Below are 21923 nucleotides of genomic sequence, written 5' to 3' on the forward strand. Positions count from 1 at the left end.
AATTAATTTTATTTTACAGCCATTTGTGCGGTCGGATATGCCGAGGAAATCCCTCGTCTGTTTGTCAGTAGTGATGCTGATAATCGGGTCGACGCCCGGTTTAGCCGCCCTCGACGTACCGGGGGAGGGCGGCGCGACGCACGCACCCCGGACGACAACCACGTCTCAACCAATCCTTGCCTGCGCGACCCCCGATAGCGGTGAGAACCTGTCGGTGAGCGCGGGCGCGGACTTCGAGACGAGCAAAGACGAGACGGTCCGGTTCGTCGCGGACTTGGACCCCGACGACGCCGACGTAACCGTCGCGTCCTACGAGTGGCGCGACAGTTCGGGCAACCGCGGCAAGAAGGGCAACGGGAACGGTAACGGCGGCGGCCAGTCGGGGGACCTCCTGTCCACCGAGAAGTCGTTCGAGACGACGCTGAAAGCGGGCGAACACACGATTACGTTGACCGTGACGCTCGCGGACGGCCGAACGTTGACCGACACGGTAGAGGTGCTGGTGCGCGGGAAAGGCGGCGGCGCGGAGACCGATAGCCCGCCGGTTGCCAACGCGGGCGACTGCCGGATGGTGATTGCGGGCGAGGACACCGAACTCGACGGCACGGAGTCGTACGACCGCGACGGCACCGTCGAAAGCTACGACTGGGACACCGACGGCGACGGCACCGCCGACGCCACCGGTCCGACCCCGACCGTCCAGTTCACCGAGTTGGGCAACCAGACGGTCGAACTGACCGCGACCGACGACGGCGGCAACACCGACACCGATAGCGTGACACTGTTCGTCAACGACCGGCCCGACGCGCTATTCGAGTACGCGCCGACCCGCCCGAACCCCAACGAAACGGTCGCGTTCGACGCCACCGCCTCCGGCGACGACCTCGGCGGTATCGGCGCCTACCAGTGGGACTTCGACGGCGACGGCACCACCGACGCCACCGGCGCGAACGTCACCCACGCCTTCGAGACGCCCGGCGACCACACCGTCGCGCTGACCGTCGCCGACGCCTACGGCGTCGAAAACACCACCACCACGACGGTTCACGTCAACGCGCCGCCGACCGCCGACGCCAGCGAGTCCGACCGACGCGCCAGCGTCGGTGAACCGCTCACGCTGAACGGCACGGCGTCGTCCGACCCCGAAGGCAACATCGTGCGCTACGACTGGGACGTAGACGGCGACGGCGCATTCGAGAAGACGGGCGCGACCGTCTCGCAGGTCTACGACACGTCGGGCGCGCGCAACGTCACCCTGCGCGTGACCGACGGCGGCAACCTGACCGACACCGATACGATTCGGGTGCGGGTGAACACGCCGCCGACCGCGCGCATCGACGCCTCGAACACGACGATTCGCGCGGGCGAGTCGGTCGCGTTCGACGCGAGCGAGTCGAGCGACCCCGACGGCAACATCTCTGAGTACGCGTGGGACGTGGACGGCGACGGTACCACCGACGCGACCGGGCCGACGGCCGAACATGCCTACGATGCCGACGGAACGTACACGGTCACGCTGACGGTGACCGACGACGACGGGGCGACCGACACGGCCACGGAGACGATTACGGTCCTGCCGACGGAGGTGGGCGACGACCCGTCGAAGCCGGGTCTACCGGACCCACCGGATAATCCCGACGGCGGGAACGGAGTGGGCGACCCCCACCTGACGACGTTCGACGGGCGCAACTACGACTATCAGGCGGCGGGCGAGTACGTGCTGGCGCGCGCACCCAACGGGTCGCTGTCGGTCCAAGGTCGCCTCGACCCCTACCCCAACGGGCCGGTGAGCGTCATCGAAGCGGCCGCCACGTCGCTCGACGGCCACAACGTCACCATCGACTCGTCCGACGACACCCCGCTGGTGGTTGACGGCACCCGTCACGCGCTCGACGCGACCGACCATCTCGAAGTCGGCAACGGCACCATCTTCCGGCGCGGGTCGAACTACGTCGTGGTCTACCCCGGCGAGGACGGCGAGGTCGACGACGGCGACGAACGCCTCACGGTCGAACACCGCGGGCGGTTCCTCGACGTGTCGCTGACGCTGGACGACGACCGCCAGCACGCGGTCGAAGGCATTCTCGGCACGCCCGCCGAGGACGCGCCGGACATCGCACTGGCGGACGGGACGGCGGTGTCGCCGTCGGACTACGACGCGCTGTACGGCGAGTTCCGCGACGACTGGCGGGTGAAGAACCGTAGCGAGTCGCACTTCCACTACGAGGACGGCGAGTCGCCCGAGAGCTTCTACGACCCGAACTATCCGAGCGAGTTGGTGACGGTTGACGACCTGCCGGACGACGAGCGGTCGGCGGCCGAGCAAGCCGCCATCGACGCCGGACTCGAACCGGGCACGCCCGCGTTCGAGAACGCGGTGTTGGACTACGCGCTCACGGGCGAGGAGGCGTATCTGGAGTCGGCGGCGACCTCCCAACCGGTGAACGCTTCGTTCACGGTTGACGCCGGGAGTAGCTTCAACGCGAGCGTGAACGCGTCCACGGCGTTCGCGGCGACGATTCAGAACGAGTCGGCAGAAGCGGTGAGCGTCGAATGGCGGTTCGGCGACGGCGCGACCGCGACCGGAACGCAGGTCGCCCATACCTTCGCCGAGACGGGCACCTACACGGTGACGGTGACGGCGACCGGACCGGACGGCGGCATCGCCCGCGACACGCTCGCGGTGACCGTCGCCGAGAACGCCACGACCGACCAGCCCCCGATTCCGGACGTTGACGAGACCCGGCCGAACGCGACCCACGTGCGACTGGACGCCAGCGAGTCGGTGGACCCCGACGGCAACGTCTCGGGCTACGCGTGGGACGTAGACGGCGACGGCACCGTCGATTCGTACGAATCGACGGTGACGGTCCCGCTGGACTCGGACCCCGTGGAGGTGTCGCTGGTCGTGTTGGACGACGACGGGAATCGGGCGCGCGAAACCGTCGAGGTGCCGGGTCGCGGTAGTCTCAGCGGGGTCGTGGGCGAGACGGGCGAACTCTCGCTCACTGCCGACAAAGGGACGTGGCAGACCGTCGAGTTCGACAACACGTATCAGAACCCGGTCGTGATTGCGAAACCGCTCAGCCACGCCGGACCGGACCCGGCCCACGCCCGCGTTCGGAACGTCACCGGCGACAGTATGGAAATCCAGATAGACGAGTGGGAGTATCTCAACGGCGGCCACGTGACCGAGACGGTCCACTACCTCGTGCTGGAGTCGGGCACGTACGAACTCGACGACGGGACGACGGTCGAAGTCGGTCACGTCACCACCGACGAGCACTCCGCCAGCGTCTCGTTCGCCCAGTCGTTCGACTCGACGCCGGTCGTGTTCACGGAACCCCAAACCCGTAACGGAGGCGACCCCGTGGTGACTCGCAACCGGGACGTGAGCGCCGACGGGTTCGAGACCTTCCTGCAGGAATCCGAGGCGCGCGGCGACCACGCCCACGAGACCGTCGGCTACGTCGCGGTCGAACCCGGCGAGGGGGCGACCGACGCGACCGAGTTCGAGGTCGGTCGCACGCCCAACACTGTGGACCACCACTGGCACCGCATCGACTTCGCCGACTCGTACAGTTCCGACCGAACGTTCGTCGCGGACATGCAGACCTTCGACGGGCCCGACACCGCCGGACTCCGGTATCGGTCGTTCGGCTCCGGGTCGGTCCAAGTCCTCGTTGACGAAGAACAGAGCACGAACTCGGAAACTGGCCACACCACCGAGCAGGTCGGCTACTGGGTGTTCGGCAGTGAGGGCGACATCCACCGAGCGGACGCGAACGACGCGCCGACGGCGGCCCTCGTGGACACCGACTTCGAGTCCGGTACCGCGGGGTTCACCAGCGAGACCGGCAACCTCCAAACGCGGTCGGGCGACGGCATCGACGTTCTCGCGCCGAGTTGTAGCGATTGGGCACAGACGAACCGCGTGAGCAAGACGCTCGACGCCGACGTGAACGGCTTCACGTACAGCGTCACGGTCGTTCCGCTCGACAGTTGGGACGGCGAGAGATTCAGGTTCCAGTACCGGGACGACAGTGGTTGGCACACCGTCGAATCCGATAACTACCAGCACCTCGGCACGGACGGCGACAGGTGGCCGAACGTCGATTGTTCCAGATGGGAATCCCCGCCCGAGCGGACGTACTCGGGTACGATTAGCGACATCGATGGCACGCTGTACGAGATTCGATTCACGAACGGTCTCGAACAAGACGACCACGACGAGTCGATGGCCATCGACCGCGTGGCGATAAACCGTACCGACTGAGCGCCCCCGGCGCGTCTCTCGTTTTTCCGGTGTCGGAACGGTTCGCCGGTCCCAACGCGGGGACTTCGGCTGAACAGTAAAAGGTTAACCCCCTTGAGCCACAAACTTCCCCTAAGATGGCCAAGGACGTTAAGCCCACTCGGAAGAACTTGATGCAAATCGAGGACCGCATCGAACTCTCCGAGCGGGGCCACGACACGCTGGAGAAGAAGCGTGACGGTCTCATCATGGAGTTCATGGACATCCTCGACCAAGCCCAAGACGTACGCTCGGGTCTCGAGGAGAACTACGAGACTGCCCAGCAGAAGATAAACATGGCTCGCGCGATGGAGGGCGACGTGGCGGTCCGCGGTGCGGCGGCCGCGTTGAAAGAACACCCCGAAATCACCACCGAGTCCAAGAACATCATGGGCGTCGTCGTCCCCCAAATCGAGTCCAGCAAGGTACGGAAAGGGCTGGACGAGCGCGGGTACGGCGTCCTCGGAACCAGCGCGCGAATCGACGAGGCCGCGGAAGCCTACGAGGAACTTCTAGAGAGCATCATCCTCGCCGCGGAAGTCGAAACCGCGATGAAGAAGATGCTGACCGAAATCGAGACCACCAAGCGCCGCGTCAACGCGCTGGAGTTCAAGCTTCTGCCCGAACTCAAGGAGAATCAGGAGTACATCGAGCAGAAACTCGAAGAGCAGGAGCGCGAGGAAATCTTCCGCCTGAAGAAAATCAAGGCCAAGAAAGAGCAGGAAGCCAAAGAAGAGCGCGAGGCCGCGGAAGCCGCCGCCGCGGAAGGCGAGGAAGTCGTCACCGCAGACTGACCGAGGCGCTCTCTCTGCGATTCGCTCCACCGACGCTTTTCACCGTTCGGACCGACTCGCCAGTATGACCTGTCCCGACTGCGGTAACGAGCGGGTGGCGTTCCGGGTTCCGGACGACCTGCGCGAGTACCTGCCAGAGGACACCGACTACGCCGCGATTTGCACCCGCTGTCTCCGACTCGACCCGTCGGAGTCGTCCGCGGGCGTCTCGTCGGCCGACGAGACGCCCGACTTCGCGGCGATTTCCGACTCGTTCCCCGACGGCGAGACGGGCGCGGCGATGGCGCTCGCGGTCGGACTGCTCGACTCGCTGGCGCTCTACCGGTCCGAGATTTCGGCCCTGCTCGAACGGGTCGAGCGCGGGGGCACCGACCCACTGCTGGTGTTGGACCGACTGACGACCGACCCCGGAGTCGAACCCGCGTTCGACCTCTCCCGGCGGCGGACGCAGGCCGAGCAACTGCTGTACGGGTAGGTGGCCGACGCCGTTAAACCGGACGGGACCGTTCGAAGTCCCATGCCACACCCAGTGTTCAACCGCGAGACGCTTCTGGACATCTCGGTGAACATCGTCCCGCTGTTCATCCTCGCGTTCTTCATCGCGGTGCTTCTGCTCACCTCGCCGTGGCCGTCGTCGCTGTTCGTGACGGCGATTGCGCTCGGTCTCCACCTCGTCCCGCTAATCCTGCTGGCGGTCCTGACCTACGTCGCGGCCTACTACATCTGAGGACGGCGGTCTCTGCGGACGGCGGTTCGGCGGACGGTCCACCTGCAACTCTACCCGATAACTCCACCCCGCAACTCCACCGCGAGCGAACGAGCGAAGCGAGTGAGCGAGCGGGCCGAGGAACCCTCGAACGAGCGCCGAAGGCGCTCGTGGGGGTGACGACGGCTTTGGTCCAGCTTTTGCGAGGGCGGCGCGCTCGTGCGCCGCCCGCGGCAAAAGGTGGAAGGTAAAGGTTTAGGCCGACCGGCAAGTATCCACAGCCATGTCGGACTGTCCACTCGCCGACGACTGCCCGAGTTTTCAGGAGCGCATCGAGGGAATGGGTTGCCAACACTACGGCGACCGCGGCGGCGCGGAGTGGTGCCAGCACTACAACCAGCCGATTTCGGACCTCAAGACCGCTCCCGTCCAACCGGGTGAGGAAGTAATCGTAGATGTCGAGGACATCCACGAGAGCGGTGCCGGTGTCGGTCGAACCGACGACGGATTCATCGTCCTCGTGGACGGCGTCCTGCCCGACGCTCGCGCGAAGGTCAAGATTACCAACGTCCACAGCAACCACGCGCAGGGCGAGGAAGTCGAACGCCTGCCCGACGACGAAGACGCGACCGAGACCGACCCCGCCGACGAGCGAAGCGGTGACCCCGCCGCCGACGACGACGCGGACGAGTCGGACGACGACGGCCCGTCGCGGCCGCAACTCGGAAGCCGCGACAACTTCTGGGGTAGCTAACGCCGGACGACTAGCCGGTCACGGCGGGGTGGACAGTCCCAACAGCGTTCTTCGCCGCGAACCGGGCGTTTCACCGCGAGCGCGGTTCTCCCGCCGCGGGTTTTTTTCCGACGAGTGCGTAGCGGCGTGCATGAGCGCACGCCACGAGGGGTCGCGGGCGTCGGAGACGCCCGCGACGACCGAAGCGGAGGGTCGGCCGTGAGCGACGAGTACGACGTAGACGACATCTTGGACCGCGCGGGGTTCGACGCCGAGACCAGCGTCCTGACCCGCCGACAGGCCGAGGTGCTGGCCCTGCGCGAGCGAGGAGTCGCGCAAGCGACCATCGCCGAGTCGCTCGGCACCTCGCGCGCGAACGTCTCCAGCGTCGAGTCCAGTGCCCGCGAGAACGTCCGGAAGGCCCGCGAGACGGTGGCCTTCGCCGAGGCGTTGCGCGCGCCGGTCCGGGTGGTCGTGACCGGAGGGACCGACCTCTACGACGTTCCCTCCCGGGTCTACGACGCCTGCGACGAGGCCGGGGTGAAGGTCAACCACGCCGCGCCGGAACTGATGAAGCGCGTGAGCGACGAGGCCGGAGACGCCGTGGAGGGCCGGGAAGTGAACGAGGACCTGCTCATCGGCGTAACCACCGACGGCGAGGTGACGGTCCGCAAGTCTCGGGAAGTGAGCCGAGAGACGTGATTCCTCGTTTCTTTTAGCATTAATTTTGATTTCCTAGAATATCTATAGATGTGTCTGAAACGTGCTAAAGTGGCTACTCGGCGTACGGTGTCGCTTGGGGAACCGAAACCGCCGATACCCCGAGTGCCACTGGCCCGCGAGCGCCGACGGCACTCGCGGGCGCGTGCGTCGGCCGTGAAGACTCGCGTCGGCGGCGGTCCCGCAGAAAGACCGCCTCGCCCGCCCCGAAGTGCGTAACGTCCCTTAGGTTTAATGCAACGCAATTACGTAACGTCTGGTATGGCGGAAGATACGGAAAACGCCGGGCCGGGAGAACTGGACGACCAGTTACGGACGAGCGGTCACATCGAGCGTACGATACTCCACCACATGGCGGGCGGCGACTACGACCGGTACGCGCCCACCACCGTCAGCAACGTGTTAGACGACATCACGGCGGTCGTCGAACGCGGCGACTACGCCAACGTCGGCCCGGAGGGTGCCGCGGGTGCGACCGTCCGGAAGTCCGCGGTCCGTCGGACGTTCACGCAACTCCACGAGAAGGGTCTCGTCCGGCGCGTCGAGGAACTCGCCGCGTCGGACCTGCGCGCCGAGCGGTTCGACTTGGGACCGCTCGCCGCCGACGGCGACCCCGACGACCCCGCGGCCTACGCCCGCACGTCCGACGACGCCCGCGTCACCGACTGGATACTCACCGACGAGGGTCGCCGGGAGGTCGAACGACTCGACGCCCGGTACGCCGACGAACTGGACGAACTCGCGGCGCGCTACGGCCGTCCGCGCGGCGAGACGACCGGTCGCATCGACGCGTAACGTCGCCAGTCCGACGGCCGCACTCCGCTACCGAACGGATAGCCGCCACCCCGAGAGCTTTCACCTCGGCCTCCGAACCACGAGTCATGGACCTCGGATTAACGGGTAACTCCGCACTGGTAACGGCGAGTTCGAGCGGTCTGGGCCGCGCCTCTGCGAAGGCGCTCGCGGCGGAAGGCGCGAACGTCGCCATCTGCGCCCGCGGCGAGGAGCAACTGGCCGACGCCGAGGAGGAAATCGACGCGGCGGGCGACGGCGACGTGGTGGCCGTGCCGACCGACATCACCGACCCCGACGAAATCGAGGCGCTGGTGGACGCCACCGTCTCCGAGTTCGGGGGACTCGACCACCTCGTCACCTCCGCTGGCGGCCCGCCGGGCGGTCCGTTCCTCGACACCACCGAACGCGACTGGTACGAGGCCTACGACCTTCTCGTGATGAGCGCGGTCTGGTTGACGAAGGCCGCCCACCCCCACCTCGCGGAGAGTGACGCTGGCACCGTCGTCAACGTCACGTCCACCAGCGTCCGGGAGGCCATCGACGGACTCGTCCTCTCGAACGCGGTCCGGCGCGGCGTCGTCGGTCTGATGAAGACCCAAGCCCGCGAGTTCGCTCCCGAAGTCCGAGTCAACGCGGTCCTTCCGGGCGCGCACGAGACGCCTCGGATTCAGGAACTCGTGGAGGCCGCGGTCGAACGCGGCGAGTACGACACCTACGACGAGGGACTGGCGGCGTGGGCCGACGACATCCCGCTGAATCGGGTGGGCGACCCCCGCGAACTCGGCGACGCCGTGGCGTTCCTCTCCAGCGAGCGCGCGAGTTTCGTCAACGGCGCGGCCGTGCCCGTGGACGGCGGCCGACTCCGAAGCTGATGGGGACGGTTCTCTCGTGGAGCGGCGGCAAGGACGCCGCGTACGCGCTCTGGAAGATGCGCGAGTCAGACAGTTCCGTCCGCGAACTCCTCACGACCGTCTCGGCCGACACCGACCGCGCCAGCATGCACGGCGTCCGCCGGGGTCTCTACGAGCGACAGGCCGACGCAATCGGTCTCCCGATTCGGTTCGTGGAACTCCCCGGAGACGCCTCGAACGACGAGTACGAGGCAGTCATGGCCGACGCGATGGCCGACTACGCGCGCCGCGGCGTCGAGCGAGTCGCCTTCGCCGACCTCTACCTCGAAGACGTGCGGGCCTACCGCGAGAGTCGCCTCGCGGACGCCGAAATCGAGGGCCACTGGCCCGTCTGGGGTCGAGACACCGAAACGGTCGCCCGAGAGTTCGCCGACGCGTTCGCGGCCACCGTGGTCGCAGTGGACGACGACGCGCTCGACGCCTCGTTCGCCGGTCGCCGGTTCGACGCCGATTTCCTCGCGGACCGCCCGGAGAACGTGGACCCCTGCGGCGAGAACGGGGAGTTCCACACCTTCGTCCACGACGGCCCGATTTTCGACCGGCCGGTCCCGGTCGAACTCGGCGAGCGAGTCACGAAGGAAGTCGGCCACGGCGACGCGACGATTCACTACCGCGACCTGCTCGCGGCAGAGTGACCGACTTCAGGACTCCATCTTCTCGACTATCCGCTCGGCCTCGTCTCTGGCTTCCTCGTCGTCTGTCCCGGCGGGAATCAGCACGCTCTCGACTCGCCAGTCGTCGCTGTCTTTCAGCTTTCCGGTCCGGACTTCGGCACCCTCCGCAACGTCGCTGGCGGCGTTCTCGGCCCAGTCCGGCGTCCGGATGGTGTCGAAGTCGTCCGGGTCGCGGAACCGGACGTGAACGTAGTCGTCGGTCTCTTCCACGATTTCGCCCTCGGGCGTCTCGGACATGGCGGCGGGCGTACGTCGCCCACCGCAAAAGTTCGACCGGCCGTCAGAACCGTCCTCGCTCGCGCAGTTCCGCGACGACTTCCCGCACGCGCTGGGCCTCGTCTTTCGGCGCGACCAACACTCGGTCGTCGTAGGCCGCGACGACCAGTCCATCGACGCCGACGGCGCTGACGTGGGTCTCGCCGTCGCTCGCCACGACGTTGTTCTCGGCGTCGATAGTGAGAGCGTCCCCGAGAGTCGCGTTCCCGTTCTCGTCGGGTTCGACCACGCGCTCCACGGCGTCCCACGCGCCCACGTCGTCCCACTCGAAGTCGGCGGGCACGACGTAGGCGTCGTCGGTGCGCTCCATCACCGCGTAGTCGATGCTGACCGACTCTACCTCTCGGAATCCGCGCTCGGGACGCCCTTCGTCCAGCGCCGCGACGAGTGACCCGAGCGGCGAGTCGCGGGCCTCTCGGAGCAACGCCTCGGGCGTCCACGCGAACAGTCCGGCGTTCCAGTAGAAACCGTCCGCCACGAACTGCTCGGCGGTCTCGGCGTCGGGCTTCTCTCGGAACTGCTCGATTTCGGCCCACTCGTCGTCCGAATCGCCGGGTTCGACGTAGCCGTAGCCAGTCGCCGGTCGAGTCGGTTCGACGCCGAACGCGACCAGCCCCCCCGTTTCGACTGCGGCGCGGGCCGCGGTCCTCGCGGCCGACTCGAACCCGCCCGCGACGAGGTGGTCGCTCGGCAGGCAGAGCAGGACGCACTCGCCGACCTGTTCGCGCACGCGGTGGGCGGCGTACACCAGCGCCGGACCGGTGTCCTTGGCCGCGGGTTCCACGAGGACGCCCGCTTCCGGAGTCTGTTCGCGTACTCGGTCGGCGTGGGCCGCCGCAGTCGAGACGTAGATTTCGTCGGCGAATCCGACGCGCGAGACCGTCCGAGCGAGCAACGAGTCCCCGCCGCCGAGCGAGAGGAACTGTTTCGGTCGGTCGGACCTGCTGGCCGGGTAGAGTCGGGTTCCGGTCCCACCGGCCATCACGAGGGCGACGAGCTGTCGGTCGAATACCCCTGCCATCTTACCACGTCTCGATGCGGCCGTCGCGCACGTCTCGGACGCATCCCTCGCAGTCGGGGTGGTCGGGGTCGAAGCAGGCGGGCCGGGCCTCCCTGTCGAGTTCGACGGCCCGGCGCTCGGCGTACCGGCGACAGACGATTTTGGCCTTCCCCTCGTCGTCTTGGGGCAGGTCGGCCAAGGCGGACCGGCGCGCGCTGGCGTAGGCCCGCTTCGCGTCGGCGTACTGCCGCCCGGCGGACCGAATCTTCGAGCGGAGGAAGCTTTCGAGGCGGTCGTCCATTTGACCGGGTGTTGGAGTCCGGGGAAGATAGGTTTGTTCGTGGGCTACGGTCGGTACTTCCGGTAGGCGAGGGCCGAGAGTCCGAGGACGAGGAGTCCGGCGACTGCCAGCGCGCCGCCGAGGGTCCGCTGGCCGCGGAACGCGACGAGCATGACGCCGAGCGCGAGGGCGAACAGGCCGACCTGCACCGACACCGCGAGGAGGACGAACGCCCGCAACGTCTCGGGCGCGCCGCTCCGGAGACCCGTCCGGAGGTCCCGGTCGGCCTCCTCGTCCTCGGGCGACAGCGGACCGAACATCGTCTACACTACCGCGGGCGGCGACAACAGTCGTGTGGCCGGGGGTGCAAACTGCGCCAAACGGCACACTTAACACCGACAGGGCCGACGCTCCGTCAATCGCATGCTCTCGAGTATCGACCTCCACACCTATCTCCTGTTCGTCACGGCGGCGATGGCGCTGGTCCTGACGCCCGGCCCGGACACCGTGTTCGTCCTCACGCAGGGCGTTTCGGCGGGCAAACGCGGTGGTCTCGCCTCCGCGTTCGGGGTCAGCACGGGCGTCCTCGTCCACACGAGCGCGGCCGCGCTCGGACTCGCCGCGCTCTTGCGCGCGTCCGCGCTCGCGTACGCGACGGTCAAGTATGCGGGGGCGGCCTACCTGCTCTACCTCGGCGCGAAGACGCTCTGGCGCGGCGATGACTTCGAACTCTCGGACGGCACTGGCAGTGTCGCGGCACCCGACTCGGACCTCCGGAGCAGTTACCTCCGGGGCGTGACCGTCAACGTCCTCAACCCGAAGGTCGCGCTGTTCTTCCTCGCGTTCCTGCCGCAGTTCGTCGGCGCGGGCGCTGGCGGCGGTGCTGGCACGCCGACCGCGGAGATGCTGGCGCTCGGCGGGACCTACGCCGTGCTGACCGCGTGCTATCTCGGGACGGTCGGCCTGCTCTCGGGCGGCGTCCGGACCGCGTTCCGAACTCGCCCGCGCCTCGCCGACGGTCTGCGGTGGGTCTCGGGGTCGGTTCTGGTGGGTCTCGGCGCGGCGCTGGCGCTCGAATCTCGCTGAGCGCGAACGGGCGGGAGAGTCGCTTTCGACCGCTCTTTCACTTTCACTCTGGTTGCGTAGCTTTTTATAGGGTAGCGCACTAACCCGTCGCATGTCTCCCGGAGAAAACGACGCGGAGACTGATACACCATGAGCGATGTGCGCCAGCACGCCGAAGAGATACGCGAACAGTTCTCCGAACACTTGGACCTGACAGCCGAGGAAATCGAGGACCGCCTCGACAACCTCGTCAACGAGTACCGGGTTCCCCTCGAAGAGGCCCGCCGGAGCGTCGTCAGCCACTACCTCGACGAAGCGGGACTCGAACGCGACGACATCCGGAGCGGCGGCGGTGGCTCCGAGCAAGTGAACGTCGAAGACGTGAACGAAGACGAGCAGTGGCTTAGCCTCACCGCCAAAGTCGTGGACCTCTGGGACCCCCGGAGCGACGCCGTGGGTCAGGTCGGTCTGCTCGGCGACGAGACGGGCACCATCAAGTTCACCAAGTGGGCCGACTCCGACCTCCAAGAGTTGGAGGAAGGGAAGGTCTACCACCTCGGAAACCTCGTCTCCGACGAGTATCAGGGCGACTACTCGGTGAAACTCAACCGCACGACCACCATCGAGGAGTCCGACGAGGACATCGAAGTCGGCGACGACACCGCCGAGGTCGAAGGCGCGCTGGTGGACATCCAGAGCGGGTCGGGTCTCATCAAACGCTGTCCGGAGGAGGACTGCACCCGCGTCCTCCAGAACGGCCGGTGTTCCGAACACGGCGAGGTCGAAGGCGAGTTCGATCTCCGAATCAAGGGCGTCGTGGACGACGGGACCGAAGTCCATCAAGTCATCTTCGACAAGGAAGCGACCGAGGAACTGACCGGCATCGGCCTGCAGGAAGCACAGGACATGGCGATGGACGCGCTGGACACTACCGTCGTCGCCGAAGAGATGCGCGAGGAGACCCTCGGTCTGTACTACCGCGTCGCCGGACCGACGATGGGCCGGTACCTCCTCGTGGACGAGATGGAGGAACTCGACGGGCCGACGAACACCGAGGACGTGCTTATCAAAGCGAGGTCGATGTGAGATGAGCGAGACACCTACCCGAGAGGTCGCCCGCCGCGTGTTCGCTGGCGAGTTCAACGACGCGACCCACACGTTCAAAGAATCGGACGAGGAACGAGCGCCGGTGTACGTCCTGCTCCCGACCGGCGAGCGCGCGAACCGCGTCTTCATCGTCGGTACGCTGACCGAGACCGAAGACGTGGGCGAGGACAGCGAGTACTGGCAGGGCCGGGTCGTGGACCCGAACGGCGACCCGTTCTTCGTCTACGCCGGTCAGTACCAACCCGAGGCCGCGAGCATGCTCCGGGAACTCGAACCGCCCGAGTACGTCGCCATCACCGGCAAGCCCCGGACCTACGAGACCGACGACGGCACGACCAACGTCTCGGTGCGCCCCGAGTCAATCACGAAGGTCGGTCCCGACACCCGCGACCGGTGGGTGGTCGAGACGGCAGAGCGGACGCTCGACCGAATCGAGGCGTTCGACGGTGGAGAGATGTCGGAGACATCTCACGAAGGCGGCACCGCCGCCGGAGTCAACGAGTACGCCCGGATGGCCCAAGAGCAGTACGACCTGCCGCTGGACCGCTACCACACGCTGGTCGTCTCGGCGCTCGAAAGCCTCCAAGACGAGGGGAGCGATACCGACGGCGGCGACGACGCCGACGCCGAAGCGGAACCCGAACCGCAGGCGTAGGCGGCGACGACGCGCGGGCGAATCGACACGCGACCGACTTTCGGGGGTGATTGGGGGACGGGGAACGACCGAATACGCGCGAGAATCGGAGTACGAGTAGCCCAGCGACCACGCTTCGAAACGCGTCGGGTGGGACCAGCACCCGAACGCTGGGCGTACCCACAGTTCGAGTAGCCCAATGGCTACGGATACGCCACGTTTACAAGAAAGTACCGGGTCCGTCACCGGACCGCACGACGGTAGGGACAGCGACGGCGAACTCGACCACCGCTACTGGCGGTGCGAGCGGTGCGGTCTCGAAACCACCGACTCGCGCCTCCGCGAGGGGTGTTTCCGGTGCGGCGGGGGAGCGGTCGGCGGCGGCCGAACGGCCGCCGCCGGTCGGTCGCCGGACGCCGGAGGGTCGGATGCCTGACGAACGCGAGTCGCCGAGCGCCGGATGGCGCGAGGTGTACCGCGAGATGGAAGCCGCCACGAACGCCGAGGACGCTACCCGGCCCTGTCCCGACTGCGGTCGGACGTGCAGGAACGTTCTCCGGGACGTGTACGAGTGTCCGGACCACGGCGTGTTCCGTGCGTCCGGCGCGAGAAGCGACGCTTCTCGCGCCGGAGGGAGCGAGCGAGACGGTGGCGAGAGCGGCAGGTCGGACGCCGAGGAGGGCGGCAGGTCGAACGCAGAGGAGGGCGGCGGGTCGAACGCAGAAGAGGACGACGACAGAGAGCGTCGAACGCGAGGGTCTGCCGGGCGCGCGTGAGCGTCGTGCGCGCCGCGGCGCGCACGACGCAAGAACGAAATCCCTTCGTCTAACGTGTAAATAGAATTGCTTGAAAATCACATGGCTATCTAAGAGAAATAAAATCCGTTCCGGAGACTACTCGCCCGCCTCTCCAGCGCCGACCACGAGCGTCGGCCGCGACCCCTCCAAGATGACCTGCTGAGTGACGCTCCCGAACAGCGCCTTCCCTGCGGGCGTTCGCTCGCGCGGCGCGAGACAGAGCAGGTCTGCGTCCAACTCGTCGGCGGTGTCGAGGATGGCTTGCGCGGCGTCCCCGCTCGACTCGGAGTATCCGACCTCGATGCCCTCGTCTTCGAGGTACTCGACGGCCCGGCGGACCGCCGCGACCTGATGGACCGACGCGCCCTCGGGGTTGCCGTCGGCGAAGTCGTGGAACAGCGTCACCGACACGTCCCCGTTCCGCGGTAGGTCGGCGATGGCTTGTGCCTGTTCGAGCGCGCGGTCCTCGTCGGTGCCGATTGCGGCGAGTATCTGGTACATGTCTCCGGATACGTCTCTCCGCCCGATAAGTCACCACTTCGACTCCCGCGCGCCAAAAACGACCGTAACGTTTTTCGGGTCGTCTCCGCCCGGTTTTCAGGTTCTGAGATTCGCTGTCCCGTTTGAAGGGATTGGCCGTCCCAGTATCACGTGTGAGGTGAAGACCGATGTCCACTCGTGAACTCGAAGCGGAACTGTTCGGACGGCGCACCAACTTCCAGTACTCCGAGACGTGGGTCGGCTACGCGCTGTTCGGTCTCCGGGTCGTGATGGGCTGGACGCTGTTCTACGCCGGTATCACGAAGGTTCTCGACCCGAAGTGGTCCGCCGAGGGCTTCCTGCTCCACGCGATTCCGGAGGGCAACCCCTTCGGCGGCGTCTGGGCGACGATGGCGAACGAGTGGCTGTGGCTCATCGACCCGCTCAACCAGTGGGGTCTGACGCTGGTCGGCCTCGCACTGCTCGCTGGCGCGTTCGTCCGGTGGAGCGCGTTCTGGGGAGCGGTGATGATGCTGTTCTACTGGGCGGCGAGCCTCCCGCTCGAAAACGGTCTCGTCATCGACGACCACGTGGTCTACGCGATGCTGTTGTTCGGTCTCGGGGCGTTCGGCGCGGGCCGCATCCTCGGCCTCGACGAGTTCCTCGAAGACGCGGCGTTCGTGAAGAACAACCGATGGCTCCGGTACCTGATGGGCTGACGGGACTCGCCCCGTCGGACCCGCTCACCGGGGACTCAGGCGAGTGATTCTCCGAGCGCGTCCTCGACTCGTTGCTCCAGCAGTCCCGACCACACCAGCGCGTCGGCGCTCTCGATGTCGTGGTGAATCGGCCGGTCCTCGACCAGCGCCGGGACGACTTCCCGGACCGCTTCGTAGGCCGCGCCGGTGCCGACGCCGTGGGCCAGACTGTCGTCCAAAAATTCGGCGGCCTGCGCGCCACAGAGCAGTTCGATTCCGACCACGGTAATCGCGTTCTCGACGGCCGACCGCGCGTCGAAGGCGCTCTGGGCGCTCATGCTCACGTGGTCCTCCTGATTCCCGCTGACCGGCGTGTTGTCCATCGAGGGCCGCCCGGTCGCGCGGTTCTCGTTGACGAGCGCCGCCGCGGTGTACTGGGCTATCATGTACCCCGAGCGCAGGCCGCTCCCCTCCGTCAGGAACGGCGGGAGGTGCGGTTCCTGCACGTTCGGGTTCAACATTCGGTCCACCCGGCGCTCGCAGATGGCCGCCAACTCGGTAATCGCGTTCGTCAGGTAGTCAAGCGGAAGCGCCAGCGGGTCGCCGTGGAAGTTCCCGCCCGAGAGGACCGCGGCGTTCTCGGTGCCGGAGGCTCGGCCGTCGGTCTCGTCGGCGTCGAAGATGAGCGGGTTGTCCGTCGCGCTGTTCAACTCGACTTCGACCGCCTCCCGGAGGTGGTCGATTGCGTCTCGGACCGCGCCGTGGACTTGCGGCAGGCACCGAATCGAGTAGGCGTCCTGCACCCGGTCGCAGTTGCGATGGGACTCCACGATTTTGGAGTCGGCCGTGAGGCGCTTGACGTTCCGGGCGCTCTCGGCGTGGCCGGGATGCGGCCGGACTCCCGCGATGGAGTCGTCGGCCGCCGCGGTAGTCCCCATCGTCACCTCGGTCGTGAGCGACCCCGCAACGTCGGCGGCCCGGACCGCGCGCTCGGCGTCCACGACGGCGAGCGCCGCCAGACCGACGGTCAACTGGGTCCCGTTGATGAGCGCGATGCCCTCCTTCGCCCGGAGCGTCAGCGGTTCGAGGTCGGCGGTAGCGAGCGCCTCGTCGCCGGGCAGTCGCTCGGTCCCCTCGCCAGTCTCGACCTCAGCCTCGCCCTCGCCGACCAGCACCAGCGCGAGGTGCGCGAGCGGCGCGAGGTCGCCGCTCGCGCCCAGACTCCCGCGGGACTTCACCACTGGGTGGACGCCCGCGTCGAGCATCGTCACGAGATGGTCCACGACGACCTCTCGGACGCCGGAGTAGCCCTTCACGAGCGCGTTGAGTCGCCCGAGCAGGAGCGCCCGAACCTCCTCGCGGTCCAACTCCCGGCCCGCACCGGCGGCGTGGCTCCGGACCAGATTCAACTGCAACTGTTCTACGTCCTCGCGGGGGATGCGCTCGTCCACGAGTTCGCCGAACCCGGTGTTGACGCCGTAGACGGCTTCGCCGCTCTCGACCACCTCTTCGACTCGCTCGCGGGCGGTCCGAACCTTCTCGCGTGCGTCCTCGGGCACGACCACGCGCGCGTCCTCTCGCGCGACCCGCGCAACGTCCTCCGGCGCGAGGGTCTCGCCGTCGGCCCGAACCGGTTCCGAGTCCGGTCCCGACTCAGCCACGGTAGACCACCTCCCCGTCTTTCAGCACGGTCCCGACGGCGTTCACGCCGAAGTTGTACGGGACGTGGACGTGGGTCGGCGCGTCCAGAATCGCCACGTCGCCGGGCGCACCTTCCCGTAGCGTTCCGACGTTCTCCGGCAGGTCGAGGGCGGCCGCGGCGTTCGTGGTCGAAGCGACGAGCGCTTCGGCGGGCGTCATCCCCATCTCGACGCACGAGAGCGAGGCCGCGAAGCCCATGCTCTGACTGTAGCAGTTGGGGTTGAAGTCGGTCGCAATCGCCACGTCCCCACCGGCGTCGAGGAACGCGCGGGCGTCGGCGTACGCCGCGCCGAGACCGAACGCCGTCCCGGGGAGCAAGACCGGTACCACGTCGGCCTCCACGAGAGCCGCGATGTCCTCCTCGGTCGAGTGGAGCAGGTGGTCGGCGCTCGCGGCCCCGATTTCCGCGGCCAACTGGGTCCCGCCGATGTGGGCCAATTCCTCGGCGTGGACCTTCGGCGTCATGCCCGCGTCCTTTCCGGCCTCCAAGACTCGGCGGGACTGGTCCACGTCGAAGACGCCCTCCTCGCAGAACACGTCGCAGAACTCGGCGATGCCCTGTGACTCGACCTCGGGAATCTGGTCTTGGACGACTTCCTCGACGTACTCGTCGGCGTCTCGGCCTTCTGGCACGGCGTGGGCACCCATGAACGTCGGAACCACGTCTACCGGGTGACGGTCGTCGGCGCGGTCGATGACCTCCAACATCCGGAGTTCCGTCTCGGCGTCGAGTCCGTACCCCGATTTGACTTCGACCGTCGTCGTCCCGTGGGCCAGCATCGTGTCGAGGTGGCCCAGCAGGTTGTCGAGCAACTGCTCGTCGCCCGCCTCGCGGGTCGCCCTGACCGTCCGGAGGATGCCGCCGCCTCCCTCCAGAATCTCCTGATACGTCTTGCCCTGTAGTTTGGCCTCGAACTCGTCGGAGCGGTCGCCCGCGAACAGCGCGTGGGTGTGGGGGTCCACGAACCCCGGAATCACGCTCTTCCCGCTGGCGTCCACCGCGTGGGCGGCGTTCTCGGGCGGGAACTCGCGGGTGACGGGACCGGTCGGTCCGACCCGCGCGACTTCACCGTCCTCCACCGCGACGGCGGCGTCGGTGTAGATACCGAGTTCGGTCTCGTCCCCGGCGTCTCCGGCGTCCTCGCCCGATTCGAGCGTGACGATTTCGGCCGCGTCGTGGACGACTGCCGTGAGCGTCATCGCCGACCTCCCGCGGCGGGACCGGCGGTCCCGCCGCTCTCGTCTCGCTCGCTCTTCGGCCGGGCGCTCAACAGGTGGGCGACGGCCCGCGCCCCGGCCTTCGCGGTCAGATTCGCGCTCCCGGACTCCAGCGAGGGCGCACACTCCACGACCTCGAACCCGGCGAGGCGATTTTCGGCCCCCAGCAGGCGGAGCATCCGGAACAACTCGCGAGTCGAGACGCCGCCGGGCGTGGGCGCGCTCACGCCCGGCGCGAACGCGGCGTCCAGCACGTCCAAGTCCACGCTGACGTAGAGGCGGTCCACGTCGCCGAGGGCGTCTCGCGCGCGGTCGATTGCCTTCACCTCGTCGTCGCCGACCTCTTCGGCCGTGACGACTTCGCCGCCCTGCTCGCGGACGTACTCGGCGTAGGCCGTAGAGGTCTCGAAGTGGCGTGCGCCGACGCAGGCGTAGGCGTCGAGACCCGCCTCGTAGAGTTGACGGTAGGGCGTCCCGCTGGTCGCGTCGTCGCCGACCTCCCGCACGTCGAGGTGGGCGTCGAAGTTGACGACGCCCAGCGTCCCCTCCTCCAGCAGGGGCGCGGCGTTCGGGAAGGTCATCGAATTGTCGCCCCCGAGGAAAACGGGGAAGGCGTCGGCGTCGTGGACTTTCTCGGTGATGGTCCGGACGCGCTCTTGGAGGTCGGCGACCGACCCCGAACCGTCTTCGCCGTCTCGCGGCTCCGCCGTCTGCTCGCGGCCTTGGCCGCTCGCATGGTCCGAGGGACCTTCGTCCCTCGCTACTCGACTGTCCGAGGCGCGTTGCGCCTCGCTATCCCCGAGTGTCACGTCGCCGAGGTCTGCGACCGAACCCACCGGCCCGGCGTCGAAGTGGTGGGTCTTGGTGCCCGCGAGGTGCTGGCGGAGCGCGGCCGGGCCTTCGCTCGCGCCCTTCCGACCGATGACCGCCCGGTCGAAGGGTTCGCCAACCAGTACGGCGTCGAAGCGGTCGGCGTCGTCTATACTCGCCAGCTCGACCACGTGGCCGAACTGTTCGTCGTTCGAATCGTTTGAGGGTCCCATCCAGTCGAAAGTTGGTCTGCAGTCGGTCATTCTCGGTCCCGCATCGGTACCGCGACGTTCGACTCCTCGGCCTCCGCGACTGCCTCGTCGTATCCCGCGTCGGCGTGGCGAATCACGCCCATTCCGGGGTCGGTGGTGAAGACCCGTCGGGCCTTCTCCGCGGCGAGGTCCGACCCGTCGAGTACCACGTGGTTGTTAGCGTGGAGGGCGTTCCCGATGCCGACGCCGCCGCCGTCGTGGACGCTCACGATGTCGGCCCCGGCCGCGCAGTTGAGCAGGGCGTTCAGAATCGGCCAGTCCGCAATCGCGTCCGACCCGTCGCGCATCGCCTCGGTCTCGCGGTTCGGACTCGCCACGCTCCCGGCGTCCAAGTGGTCGCGGGTGACGACCACCGGCGCGGAGATTTCGCCCGCGGCGACGAGTTCGTTGATTCGGAGCGCGAACCGAGCGCGCTCGGTGAGACCGTCGCCGTCTCCGTCGTCGGCGTCGTCCCCGGCCGAATAGCCCAACCAGCACACTCTGGAGGGGAGACCCTGAAACTCGACCTGTTCCTGCGCGAGGTCTATCCAGCGGTGGAGGTGGTCCTTCTCGGGGAACAACTCCTTGACCGCCTCGTCGGTCCGGTGGATGTCCTCGGGGTCGCCCGAGAGCGCGGCCCACCGGAACGGTCCCTTCCCGCGGCAGAACAGCGGCCGGATGTACGCCGGGACGAATCCGGGGTAGTCGAAGGCGTCGTCCATCCCGCGGTGTTCTTTCACCTGCCCGCGGATGTTGTTGCCGTACTCGAAGGCTATCGCGCCCTCGTCCTGCATGTCGAGGATGCCCTGTACGTGGCGCTCCATCGTGTCGAGGCTCTCCGCGACGTACTTTTCGGGGTCATCCTCGCGGAGTTCGTCGGCCTCCGCGACGGTGTAGCCAGAGGGGTAGTAGCCTTCGAGTTCGTCGTGTGCGCTGGTCTGGTCGGTGATTACGTCGGGGACGAACCCGCGTTCGAGCATCCCTTCGAGCATGTCGGCGGCGTTGAGGTGGACGCCGACCGAGTAGGGTTCGCCGTTCTCGGCGGCCTCCTTCGCCTTCTCGATTGCCTCGTCTAAGTCGTCGGTCTTCTCCTGACAGTATCCCGTCTCGATGCGGCGGTCGATGCGGTCTTCGTCCACCTCCGCGGCGATGCAGACGCCGTGGTTCATCGTCACCGCGAGCGGTTGGGCACCGCCCATGCCGCCGAGTCCGCCCGTGACGACGATTTTCCCGCGGAGTCCGTCGTCGTCGGGGTAGTGTTGGTCGGCGAGTTCGGCCAGCGTCTCGTAGGTACCTTGGATGATGCCCTGCGTGCCGATGTACGCCCACGACCCCGCGGTCATCTGGCCGTACATGATGAGACCCTTCGCTTCCAACTCGTGGAAGTGGTCCCAGTCGTCCCACTTGCCGACGAGGTTGGAGTTGGCGATGAGGACTCTGGGGGCCTTCTCGTGGGTCCGGAAGCGCCCGACGGGTTTGCCCGACTGGACCAGCAGGGTCTCGTCGTCGTCCAACTCGCGCAACTCGGCCAGAATCGCGTCGTAGGCGTCCCACGACCGGGCGGCCCGCCCGGTGCCGCCGTAGACCACCAGTTCCTCGGGTTTCTCGGCCACCTCGGGGTCTAAGTTGTTGTTCAACATCCGGAGGGCGGCCTCCTGTCGCCACCCTTCGCACTCGATTTCGGTGCCGGTGGGCGAACCTCGGTACTCCTTCCACTGCTCGCTCGGTTCGCCGACGCCGTGTCCGGCGTCTCGGTTCTCGTCTGTCTGTTCCGGTTGCCCTTCGCTCATACTACGACGTTCGGGCGCGAGAGCCAAATACCTGAATACCGCCTTAGGGAGGGTGTTTTAAGTATCTCGTTCGGTTCCGCAGTCGCTCGCGTCTCGTGTGCCGTCACGTCCTCGGACGCGCTCGGAGCGAAACTCACGGGACGCGCTCGGAGCGAAACTCACGGGACGCGCTCGGAGTGAAACTCACGG

Annotated in this window: 24 protein-coding genes; 15 read left to right on the plus strand and 9 right to left on the minus strand. The window is 67.4% G+C overall.

The window, feature by feature from the left end:
- The first annotated feature begins 37 nt into the window (after positions 1-37).
- From P2T60_RS16100 to P2T60_RS16140, 9 genes are all read left to right on the plus strand, one after another.
- The gene (locus P2T60_RS16100; protein ID WP_276280256.1) at positions 38-4276 is read left to right on the plus strand and encodes a PKD domain-containing protein; all 4239 of its coding nucleotides are present in this window, start codon (positions 38-40) and stop codon (positions 4274-4276) included.
- Positions 4277-4392: 116 nt separating this feature from the next.
- The gene (locus P2T60_RS16105) at positions 4393-5088 is read left to right on the plus strand and encodes a V-type ATP synthase subunit D (RefSeq protein ID WP_276280257.1); all 696 of its coding nucleotides are present in this window, start codon (positions 4393-4395) and stop codon (positions 5086-5088) included.
- Between the two features lie 64 nt (positions 5089-5152).
- Complete coding sequence (locus P2T60_RS16110) at positions 5153-5563, plus strand: DUF6276 family protein (protein WP_276280258.1); 411 nt, start codon at positions 5153-5155, stop codon at positions 5561-5563.
- A gap of 42 nt (positions 5564-5605) precedes the next feature.
- Positions 5606-5815, plus strand: coding sequence for a DUF6684 family protein (locus P2T60_RS16115; RefSeq protein ID WP_276280259.1), 210 nt, complete (start codon positions 5606-5608; stop codon positions 5813-5815).
- A 262-nt stretch (positions 5816-6077) separates the two neighbouring features.
- Positions 6078-6548 (plus strand): TRAM domain-containing protein, encoded by a 471-nt coding sequence (locus P2T60_RS16120; protein WP_276280260.1) that lies wholly within the window; start codon positions 6078-6080, stop codon positions 6546-6548.
- A gap of 198 nt (positions 6549-6746) precedes the next feature.
- Positions 6747-7229, plus strand: coding sequence for a Tfx family DNA-binding protein (locus tag P2T60_RS16125; protein ID WP_276282222.1), 483 nt, complete (start codon positions 6747-6749; stop codon positions 7227-7229).
- A gap of 279 nt (positions 7230-7508) precedes the next feature.
- Positions 7509-8042, plus strand: coding sequence for a hypothetical protein (locus P2T60_RS16130; RefSeq protein WP_276280261.1), 534 nt, complete (start codon positions 7509-7511; stop codon positions 8040-8042).
- Between the two features lie 86 nt (positions 8043-8128).
- A complete protein-coding gene (locus tag P2T60_RS16135) occupies positions 8129-8914 on the plus strand; it encodes an SDR family oxidoreductase (RefSeq protein WP_276280262.1) in 786 nt (261 codons plus the stop codon).
- A complete protein-coding gene (locus P2T60_RS16140) occupies positions 8914-9588 on the plus strand; it encodes an adenine nucleotide alpha hydrolase (protein WP_276280263.1) in 675 nt (224 codons plus the stop codon). Before P2T60_RS16135 ends, P2T60_RS16140 begins: the two co-directional genes overlap by 1 nt.
- A 6-nt stretch (positions 9589-9594) precedes the next feature.
- Here the strand turns inward: P2T60_RS16140 and P2T60_RS16145 are convergent, their stop codons facing one another.
- The 4 genes from P2T60_RS16145 to P2T60_RS16160 are packed head-to-tail and all read right to left on the minus strand — an operon-like array spanning position 9595 to position 11503.
- Positions 9595-9864: a hypothetical protein gene (locus tag P2T60_RS16145; protein ID WP_276280264.1), complete on the minus strand. Its 270-nt coding sequence runs from the start codon at positions 9862-9864 to the stop codon at positions 9595-9597.
- A 43-nt stretch (positions 9865-9907) separates the two neighbouring features.
- Positions 9908-10924: a mannose-1-phosphate guanylyltransferase gene (locus P2T60_RS16150; protein ID WP_276280265.1), complete on the minus strand. Its 1017-nt coding sequence runs from the start codon at positions 10922-10924 to the stop codon at positions 9908-9910.
- A 1-nt stretch (position 10925) separates the two neighbouring features.
- Positions 10926-11204 (minus strand): DUF7091 family protein, encoded by a 279-nt coding sequence (locus tag P2T60_RS16155; RefSeq protein WP_276280266.1) that lies wholly within the window; start codon positions 11202-11204, stop codon positions 10926-10928.
- A gap of 44 nt (positions 11205-11248) precedes the next feature.
- Positions 11249-11503: a DUF7322 domain-containing protein gene (locus P2T60_RS16160; protein ID WP_276280267.1), complete on the minus strand. Its 255-nt coding sequence runs from the start codon at positions 11501-11503 to the stop codon at positions 11249-11251.
- Positions 11504-11606: 103 nt separating this feature from the next.
- On the opposite strand from P2T60_RS16160, the gene P2T60_RS16165 reads away from it, so the two are divergent.
- The 5 genes from P2T60_RS16165 to P2T60_RS16185 all read left to right on the plus strand — a co-directional run bounded on the left by P2T60_RS16165 (position 11607) and on the right by P2T60_RS16185 (position 14765).
- Positions 11607-12269, plus strand: a complete 663-nt coding sequence (locus P2T60_RS16165) for a LysE family translocator (protein ID WP_276280268.1) — start codon at positions 11607-11609, stop codon at positions 12267-12269.
- Positions 12270-12398: 129 nt separating this feature from the next.
- Positions 12399-13334, plus strand: a complete 936-nt coding sequence (locus P2T60_RS16170; protein ID WP_276280269.1) for a replication factor A — start codon at positions 12399-12401, stop codon at positions 13332-13334.
- A 1-nt stretch (position 13335) separates the two neighbouring features.
- Entirely contained in the window at positions 13336-14010 is a 675-nt protein-coding gene (locus tag P2T60_RS16175; RefSeq protein ID WP_276280270.1) for an RPA family protein, read from the plus strand.
- A gap of 178 nt (positions 14011-14188) precedes the next feature.
- Positions 14189-14425, plus strand: coding sequence for a DUF8118 domain-containing protein (locus tag P2T60_RS16180; protein ID WP_276280271.1), 237 nt, complete (start codon positions 14189-14191; stop codon positions 14423-14425).
- Complete coding sequence (locus P2T60_RS16185) at positions 14418-14765, plus strand: hypothetical protein (protein WP_276280272.1); 348 nt, start codon at positions 14418-14420, stop codon at positions 14763-14765. The genes P2T60_RS16180 and P2T60_RS16185 overlap by 8 nt, the downstream gene beginning before the upstream one ends.
- A gap of 117 nt (positions 14766-14882) precedes the next feature.
- Here the strand turns inward: P2T60_RS16185 and P2T60_RS16190 are convergent, their stop codons facing one another.
- Positions 14883-15287: a universal stress protein gene (locus P2T60_RS16190; RefSeq protein WP_276280273.1), complete on the minus strand. Its 405-nt coding sequence runs from the start codon at positions 15285-15287 to the stop codon at positions 14883-14885.
- Positions 15288-15454: 167 nt separating this feature from the next.
- On the opposite strand from P2T60_RS16190, the gene P2T60_RS16195 reads away from it, so the two are divergent.
- Entirely contained in the window at positions 15455-15985 is a 531-nt protein-coding gene (locus tag P2T60_RS16195; protein WP_276280274.1) for a DoxX family protein, read from the plus strand.
- Positions 15986-16020: 35 nt separating this feature from the next.
- Here the strand turns inward: P2T60_RS16195 and hutH are convergent, their stop codons facing one another.
- From hutH to hutU, 4 genes are read right to left on the minus strand one after another with little or no spacing between them, the layout of a single operon-like run.
- A complete protein-coding gene (gene hutH / locus P2T60_RS16200) occupies positions 16021-17625 on the minus strand; it encodes a histidine ammonia-lyase (protein ID WP_276280275.1) in 1605 nt (534 codons plus the stop codon).
- Positions 17618-18865: an imidazolonepropionase gene (gene hutI, locus P2T60_RS16205; protein ID WP_276280276.1), complete on the minus strand. Its 1248-nt coding sequence runs from the start codon at positions 18863-18865 to the stop codon at positions 17618-17620. The genes hutH and hutI overlap by 8 nt, the downstream gene beginning before the upstream one ends.
- Entirely contained in the window at positions 18862-19956 is a 1095-nt protein-coding gene (locus tag P2T60_RS16210; protein ID WP_420028687.1) for an agmatinase family protein, read from the minus strand. Before P2T60_RS16210 ends, hutI begins: the two co-directional genes overlap by 4 nt.
- Entirely contained in the window at positions 19953-21734 is a 1782-nt protein-coding gene (gene hutU, locus P2T60_RS16215; RefSeq protein WP_276280278.1) for a urocanate hydratase, read from the minus strand. Before hutU ends, P2T60_RS16210 begins: the two co-directional genes overlap by 4 nt.
- Positions 21735-21923 lie beyond the last annotated feature (189 nt).

It is taken from the genome of Halorussus caseinilyticus, from assembly GCF_029338395.1.
GTDB lineage: Archaea > Halobacteriota > Halobacteria > Halobacteriales > Haladaptataceae > Halorussus > Halorussus caseinilyticus.